The following is a 7,616-nucleotide window of genomic DNA, read 5'->3' as shown; positions in this document are numbered from 1 at the left end:
TCGGGGGCCGCGGGAGCCTCCTCCTCCGCCGCGCCGCCGGCGACGGCCACCGCGATGATGGACGTGCCCACGTCCACCGTGGTGCCCTCGGGGAAGTGCAGCTCGCGGACCACGCCGTCGTAGGGGATGGGCAGTTCGACGGCCGCCTTCGCCGTCTCGACCTCGCAGACCACCTGGCCGTCGGTGACCGTGTCACCCGGCTGGACGTACCACTTGAGGATCTCGGCCTCGGTGAGGCCCTCGCCCACGTCCGGCATCTTGAACTCGCGTACGGACGCGTTCGTCATCGTCGTCACGACCCTCTCCTCAGTACGCCAGCGAGCGGTCGACGGCGTCGAGCACCCGGTCCAGGTCCGGAAGGTAGGACTCCTCCAGACGGGCCGGCGGGTACGGGGCGTGGTAGCCGCCCACCCGCAGTACCGGGGCTTCCAGGTGGTAGAAACAGCGCTCGGTGATCCGGGCGGCGATCTCCGCGCCGGAGCCGAAGAACACCGGCGCCTCGTGCACCACGACCAGCCGGCGGGTCTTCTCGACGGACGCCTGGACGGAGTCGAAGTCGAGCGGGGAGACCGAGCGCAGGTCCAGCACCTCCAGGGAGCGGCCCTCCTCGGCCGCCGCGTCGGCGGCCTCCCGGCAGAGCTTCACCATCGGGCCGTAGGCGGCCAGGGTCAGGTCCGTGCCCTCGCGCACCACGCGCGCGGTGTGCAGCGGTCCCGGGATGGCCTCCGTGTCGACCTCGCCCTTGTCCCAGTAGCGCCGCTTGGGCTCGAAGAAGATCACCGGGTCGTCGCTCTGGATGGCCTGCTGCATCATCCAGTACGCGTCCGACGCGTTCGAAGGAGAGACCACCTTCAGGCCCGCCACGTGCGCGAACAGCGCCTCCGGGGACTCGGAGTGGTGCTCCACCGCGCCGATGCCGCCGCCGTAGGGGATGCGCACGACGACGGGCATCTTGACCTTGCCCAGCGCGCGGGCGTGCATCTTCGCGAGCTGCGTCACGATCTGGTCGTAGGCGGGGAAGACGAAGCCGTCGAACTGGATCTCCACCACCGGGCGGTAGCCGCGCAGGGCCAGGCCGATCGCCGTACCGACGATGCCCGACTCGGCGAGCGGGGTGTCGATGACGCGGCTCTCGCCGAAGTCCTTCTGCAGTCCGTCCGTCACCCGGAACACACCGCCGAGTTTGCCGACGTCCTCGCCCATGACGAGGACCTTCGGGTCGTCCTCGAGGGCGCGCCGCAGCGATTCGGTGATCGCCTTGGCCAGCGCCATGTTCTTGCCCGTCACGCTCTCCGCCATGTCACTTGCCCCCGTCTTCGTCCGCGAACGACGCCTGGTAGGCGGCGAACTGCGCCCGCTCCTCGTCCACGAGCGCGTGCCCGTCCGCGTACACGTTCTCGAAGATGGCGAAGTGGTCCGGGTCCGGCATGGCGCGGACCGCTTCGCGCACCCGCCTGCCCAACGTCTCGCTCTCGGTCTCCAGTTCCGCGAAGAACGCCTCGTCCGCATGGTGTGCGGACTCCAGGTGGCGGCGCAGGCGCAGGATCGGGTCCTTGGCCTCCCAGGCCGCCCGCTCGTCGTCGTGACGGTAGCGGGTCGGGTCGTCGGAGGTGGTGTGCGCGCCCATGCGGTACGTGAACGCCTCGACCAGCGTCGGGCCCTCGCCCGCGCGGGCCCGCTCCAGGGCCCACTTGGTGACGGCCAGGTTCGCCAGCACGTCGTTGCCGTCCACGCGCACGCCCGGGAAGCCGAAGCCCTGCGCGCGCTGGTAGAGCGGCACGCGGGACTGCTTCTCGGTCGGCTCGGAGATCGCCCACTGGTTGTTCTGGCAGAAGAACACCACCGGGGCGTTGTAGACCGCGGAGAAGGTGAAGGCCTCGGCCACGTCGCCCTGGCTGGAGGCACCGTCGCCGAAGTAGGCGATGACGGCGCTGTCGGCGCCGTCCTTGGTGATGCCCATCGCGTAACCCGTGGCGTGCAGGGTCTGGGAGCCGATGACGATCGTGTACAGGTGGAAGTTGTTGCCGTTGGGGTCCCAGCCGCCGTTGTTCACACCGCGGAACATGCCGAGCAGGTTGGTCGGGTCCACCCCGCGGCACCACGCGACGCCGTGCTCGCGGTAGGTGGGGAAGACGTAGTCGTCGTCGCGCAGCGCCCGGCCGGAGCCGATCTGCGCCGCCTCCTGCCCGAGCAGCGACGCCCACAGGCCCAGCTCGCCCTGGCGCTGCAGGGAGGTGGCCTCGGCGTCGAAGCGGCGGGTGAGCACCATGTCGCGGTACAGAGCGCGCAGGTCGTCGGCGGTGATGTCGGCGACGTACTTGTCGAACTCGGCGTTCTTGACGCGCTTGCCCTCGGGCGTCAGCAACTGGACCAGGGCGGGCTCGGCACTCCGGCCGGCGCCGGAGGCCTTCCTGGCGGTTGCCGCCTTCTTGGGGGTCACGGCCTTCTTCCCGGGTGCGGCCGTCTTGGCGGCCGCGGCTTTCTTGGTGGTGCTGGTCGTGCTGGTGGTGCGCTTGGCGCCGGTGGCGGTGCCGGCCTTGCTTCCGGCGCTGCGTCGCGGTGTGCGCGCGGCAGTGCTCTCCACGGTCACGTGTGCTCCTCCGTCGGTCCGGCCCCCGGGGTTGCCGGCAGGCCAGTGCGGCTCACCTGTTTCTCGACCACCGGGCACGGGGTGGGTGCCACTCGACCGGGAACAGGCGTGACAGGTGCCCCGGCGAGCGCCCTGCAACAGGCACGTTACCCAGTGCTCCACATTTCTGTGAAACACCATCTGACCTGGGATTTTGCTTGGATTTCCAAGTAAATCGGGAAAGGCGGTGAAGGAGCGCTGGTCACAGCCTTGCAGGAGGCCGGAGCAACGGCACGTTATCCCGGCCACCCCGGCGACGGGAAGGGCCGACTTCTGTGACGGCACGGCGTGCCGCGCACGGTGTCACGGAGTGCACGGGTGAGGTGCGGGGCATTCGCCGGTGAGGAGAGCACCGCCGGGGCCGGCGGGCCGGTCAGCCCGGCGGGATGGGCCGGTCAGCCCGCCGCACCGCCGGGCACTCCGCCCACGTTCGCTCCGCCCGCGTCCCCACCGCCGGGTCCGGTGCCGCCGTTCTCCGTGCCGCCGTCCTCGGTGCCGCCGGTCTCCGTGCCGCCGGGTCCGGTGCCACCGTCCTCGGTGCCGCCGTTCTCGGTGCCGCCGTCCTCCGTGCCGCCCGTCTGGGTCGGCTGTGTGGCCGACGGCTGGCTGGTCGGCTCCGTCGTCTCCGGCTGCGAAGGGGTCCAGGACGGCTCGTAGGACGGCGTCCAGTCGCCGTTGCCGCCGGAGCCCGAACCCGGGTCGGTGCCGGGGTCGGACGTCTCCTGGGTCTCCTCGTCGCTCGGGGTCTCGCTGGCCGTCTTGTCCTCGGTGGTCTGCGAGACGGACGGCGACGTGTCGGTCTTGTCGCCGCCCCCCTTCTCGGTGCCGTTGTTGACCGCCAGCGCGACACCCGCCGCGACGGCGATCACCGCGAGCACCGCGAGGATCCACAGCTTGCCGCGTCCGCTGCCCTTGTTGCCGTTGCCCTCGAAGCCGCCGTCGTCCCCGCCGCCGTATCCGCCCGGCAGGATCGGCTGCGGGATCGCCGTCGTACCGGCGACGTCCGGGTGCGGCATCGCGGCCGCGCCCGCGTAACCGGCCGCCGGGGTGGCCGGGCCCTCGTGCATGTGGACCGGGCCGGTGTTCCAGGTTCCGGTGTGGCCGCCCTGGTCGTAGAGCATCTGCAGCGCGTACTGGACCAGCCCGCGCATCTCCTCGGCCGTCTGGAAACGGTCGTCCGGCTCCTTGGCGAGAGAGCGCATGACCATGCCGTCCAGCTCCGGCGGGCAGGCGTCCGAGGCCTCCGACGGAGGCGTGGGGATGTCCTGGACGTGCTGGTAGACCACCGACAGCGGCGTCTCACCGGTGAACGGCGGACGAAGTGCCAGCAGTTCGTACATCAGGCAGCCGGTGGCGTACAGGTCGGAGCGGTGGTCGACGGCCTTGCCGAGCGCCTGCTCCGGGGAGAGGTACTGGGGGGTGCCCATGACCATGCCGGTCTGCGTCATCGTCGTGGACGCGCCGTGCAGCGCGCGGGCGATGCCGAAGTCCATCACCTTCACGGCGCCGTTGTGGGTGATGATGACGTTGGCCGGCTTGATGTCGCGGTGCACGATGCCGTGCTGGTGCGAGTAGGCGAGCGCCTCCAGGACACCGGAGACGATGATCAGCGCCTGCTCGGGCCCGGGGGCCTCGGCGTTCAGCAGGAGGTCGCGGATGGTGCGGCCCTCGACGATCTCCATCACGATGTAGGGGACCGACTGGCCGCCGACGACGTCCTCGCCGGAGTCGTACACGGCGACGATCGCGTGGTGGTTGAGACCGGCCACCGACTGCGCCTCACGCGTGAAGCGCGCCTTGGAGACGGGGTCCTCGGCGAGATCGGCGCGCAGCAGCTTGACGGCGACCGTGCGTCCGAGACGTACGTCCTCGGCGGCGAAGACCTCGGCCATGCCGCCCCGCCCGAGCCGGTGGGTCAGTCGGTACCGGCCGTCGCCGACGAGCCCGCCGTTGCCGAAGTTGTCCGGCGCGTCCGAACTGCCGCCGCCAGTCGCCTCGGGGTCGGACGGGCCCTGAGCGCGCTGCTGCTGTGCCATCAGTCCTCGCCGTCGTTTCTGCCCGCGGTGCGCGGTGTTGTTACGGTCTCCGTCGGCCCACGCTACAGCCTTCGCGCGGGGCTCCGGTCCGAGACGGGTAGCCGGGACCGGCACGGGCCGGACCGGTCATGAAACCCGCACTCCGTACTGTCGTGCAAATTCCGTGTGCCGGTAGTACGACCGCTGTAACGCTTCCGCGACGCTTCTCTCGCGTACGGTCACGGATCGGGCACCGCGCTTGACGTGTCGGTGGCCTGGGGCAGACTTGGCCGGGAATAGCACTTTCGATCTACGACGAGACGGCACCGACGGCAGCGCCGGAGAGGCTACGGGGGACGGGGAACATGAGCCAGGACGGCGCACAGGGCCAGTACGCGGGGCGGGCGCTCGCCGGCGGACGTTACCAACTGCGGGACCTGCTCGGCCAGGGCGGCATGGCGTCGGTGCACCTCGCCTACGACAGCGTGCTCGACCGTCAGGTCGCGATCAAGACGTTGCATACGGAACTCGGCCGGGAGCAGGCGTTCCGTGAGCGCTTCCGCCGCGAGGCCCAGTCCGTGGCGAAGCTCACGCACACCAACATCGTGTCGGTCTTCGACACCGGCGAGGACGATGTGGACGGCACGACGACGCCGTACATCGTCATGGAGTACGTCGAGGGCCGCCCGCTGGGGTCCGTGCTCGACGAGGACACCCGGCAGCAGGGCGCGATGCCCGCCGACAAGGCGCTGAAGATCACCGCCGACGTGCTGGCGGCGCTGGAGATCAGCCACGAGATGGGGCTGGTCCACCGCGACATCAAGCCGGGCAACGTCATGATGACCAAGCGCGGCGTGGTCAAGGTGATGGACTTCGGCATCGCCCGCGCCATGCAGTCCGGTGTCACGTCGATGACGCAGACCGGCATGGTCGTCGGCACGCCGCAGTACCTCTCGCCGGAGCAGGCGCTCGGCCGGGGCGTCGACGCGCGCTCCGACCTGTACTCGGTCGGCATCATGCTGTTCCAGCTGGTCACCGGGCGGCTGCCGTTCGAGGCGGACTCGCCGCTCGCCATCGCCTACGCGCATGTGCAGGAGGAGCCGCCGGTCGCGTCCTCGATCAACCGCTCGCTGCCGCCGGCCGTGGACGCGCTGATCGCCCGCGCGCTGAAGAAGAACCCGAACGAGCGTTTCCCCAGCGCGGAGGCGATGCGCGGGGAGTGCCTGCGGGTGTCGCAGTCCGTCCAGGCGGCCGCGCCGAACATCGTGCCGGGCGCGCAGGCGCAGAGCGGGGCCGGTGTCGGCTCGGCGGTGTTCCCGCCGGTGGACCAGGGGACCCCGGCGCCCACGGGCAACGTCCAGACGCCGTACCAGCCGGCCCCGCCGCCGAACCCGTACGGCACTCCGGCTCCGGCCGGTCCGTCTCCGGCGTACGGCTATCCGCAGCACGGCGGCTACCAGACGCCCGCCCCGGCGGCGTACGCGCCGCAGCAGGGTGCGCCGACCCCGCCGCCGTACAACCTGACGCCGCAGCAGTCCGGCACCGGCTCGGGGGGCGGGGGCCGGAACAAGCAGGTGATCATCGGCGCGATCGCCGTGTCCGTCCTGGCCGTCGGCGGGCTGATCGGGGCGCTGCTGATGAACGGCGGCGGCGAGGAGGACCCGCAGGCCGGCGGTGACGGCAGCCCCTCGGCGTCGGCACCGGCGACGGCCGAGGGCTACCGCGGGCCGGACACGAGGAAGACGATCGACCCGGAGGAGTGCGAGGAGCCGCGGGAGTCGTACAACGACCCCGAGAAGGTCCAGCTCCCCAACTTCAAGTTCAAGTACATCGGGTCGGTGAAGGAGTGCTTCCAGGCCGCCGGCTGGGGTGACATCAAGATCATCGAGGTGGATGAGAACACCTACGGCGAGGGTTCCGTCCGGGAACAGTTCCCGCCGGCGGGCACGGACGTCGACCCCGAGGAGATGCCGGAGATCACCCTCAAGGTCTCGACGGGCAACCCGCCGTCCTGACCCGGCCGCCGGACACGGCCGCCGGACACGCACGACGAAGGGGCCCGGCATCGGATGCCGGGCCCCTTCGGGCTGTTCGCGCTGTTCGGACTCAGGCGGTGGGGCGGTGACGCGGTGGGGCGGCTACAGGTACGGGCCGCCCGAGCGGCCGCCCATCGGCGGCTCCTCGTGACCGTCACCGACGCCGGGCGGGAGGGCGCGCCGCATCTGCTCCAGCTGGGCGCGGGCCGCCATCTGCTGCGCGAAGAGCGTGGTCTGGATGCCGTGGAAGAGGCCCTCCAGCCAGCCCACCAGCTGGGCCTGCGCGATCCGCAGTTCGGCGTCGCTCGGGGTGGTCTCCTCCGTGAACGGCAGGGAGATCCGCTCCAGCTCCTCGACCAGCTCCGGGGCCAGACCGTCCTCCAGCTCCTTCACCGAGCTGGAGTGGATCTCCTTGAGCCTGGCCCGGCTGGCCTCGTCCAGAGGAGCCGCCCGCACCTCCTCCAGCAGCTGCTTGATCATGCTGCCGATCCGCATGACCTTCGCCGGCTGCTCCACCTGCTCCGTCACCGGGGTCTCGCGGGAGTCGTCGTCTCCGGTGCCGCCGCTGAGCGCCATCCCGTCCTGGCCGACCACCAGGATCTGCGGGTTCTCCGGCGACCGTTCGTTCCTCGGCATCTCCATGACGCCATTGTCGCGCACGCCGGTGGTCCCCTTCGGGGGTGCCCCCGGAAGTCGCGGCGGGCCCGGGGGCCCATCGGACGGCCGTATCCGGAATGCCCGGCTCACTGCGGAATGCGAGGCTGTTTGGCGTCCATCCGGCCCATCTAGCCGACGGTGCGACCGAGCATCGGACGGCGCGGGAGGTCACGGTCGTGGCTCCATGGCTGCGTGTAGTGGCGACGGTTGTTCTCGGGGCGGGGGCGGCGGTGATGCCGTACGTCCCTGCCACGGGGCCCGCCGGTACGGCGACGGCGG

Annotated in this window: 6 protein-coding genes; 1 reads left to right on the top strand and 5 read right to left on the bottom strand. The window is 71.1% G+C overall.

What is annotated here, in order from left to right; translation table 11 throughout:
* From B9S61_RS12165 to B9S61_RS12150, 4 genes are all read right to left on the bottom strand, one after another.
* A partial coding sequence (locus B9S61_RS12165; protein ID WP_308457761.1) for a biotin/lipoyl-containing protein occupies nucleotides 1–296 on the bottom strand: 296 nt, incomplete at its 3' end.
* A gap of 10 nt (nucleotides 297–306) precedes the next feature.
* Complete coding sequence (locus B9S61_RS12160) at nucleotides 307–1,299, bottom strand: alpha-ketoacid dehydrogenase subunit beta (RefSeq protein ID WP_103542264.1); 993 nt, start codon at nucleotides 1,297–1,299, stop codon at nucleotides 307–309.
* Nucleotide 1,300: 1 nt separating this feature from the next.
* Nucleotides 1,301–2,590, bottom strand: coding sequence for a pyruvate dehydrogenase (acetyl-transferring) E1 component subunit alpha (gene pdhA, locus B9S61_RS12155; RefSeq protein ID WP_103542263.1), 1,290 nt, complete (start codon nucleotides 2,588–2,590; stop codon nucleotides 1,301–1,303).
* Between the two features lie 434 nt (nucleotides 2,591–3,024).
* Nucleotides 3,025–4,665 (bottom strand): protein kinase, encoded by a 1,641-nt coding sequence (locus B9S61_RS12150; RefSeq protein WP_103542262.1) that lies wholly within the window; start codon nucleotides 4,663–4,665, stop codon nucleotides 3,025–3,027.
* A gap of 344 nt (nucleotides 4,666–5,009) precedes the next feature.
* On the opposite strand from B9S61_RS12150, the gene B9S61_RS12145 reads away from it, so the two are divergent.
* Nucleotides 5,010–6,659: a protein kinase gene (locus B9S61_RS12145; protein ID WP_103542261.1), complete on the top strand. Its 1,650-nt coding sequence runs from the start codon at nucleotides 5,010–5,012 to the stop codon at nucleotides 6,657–6,659.
* Nucleotides 6,660–6,782: 123 nt separating this feature from the next.
* On the opposite strand, the gene B9S61_RS12140 is transcribed toward B9S61_RS12145, so the two are convergent.
* Nucleotides 6,783–7,322 (bottom strand): bacterial proteasome activator family protein, encoded by a 540-nt coding sequence (locus tag B9S61_RS12140; RefSeq protein ID WP_103542265.1) that lies wholly within the window; start codon nucleotides 7,320–7,322, stop codon nucleotides 6,783–6,785.
* Nucleotides 7,323–7,616 lie beyond the last annotated feature (294 nt).

Origin of the sequence: Streptomyces sp. SM1, assembly GCF_002910825.1 — a bacterium.
GTDB lineage: Bacteria > Actinomycetota > Actinomycetes > Streptomycetales > Streptomycetaceae > Streptomyces > Streptomyces okerensis.
The sequence above is the reverse complement of the archived record's forward strand: the minus strand, read 5'-3'. Positions and strand labels throughout refer to the sequence as shown.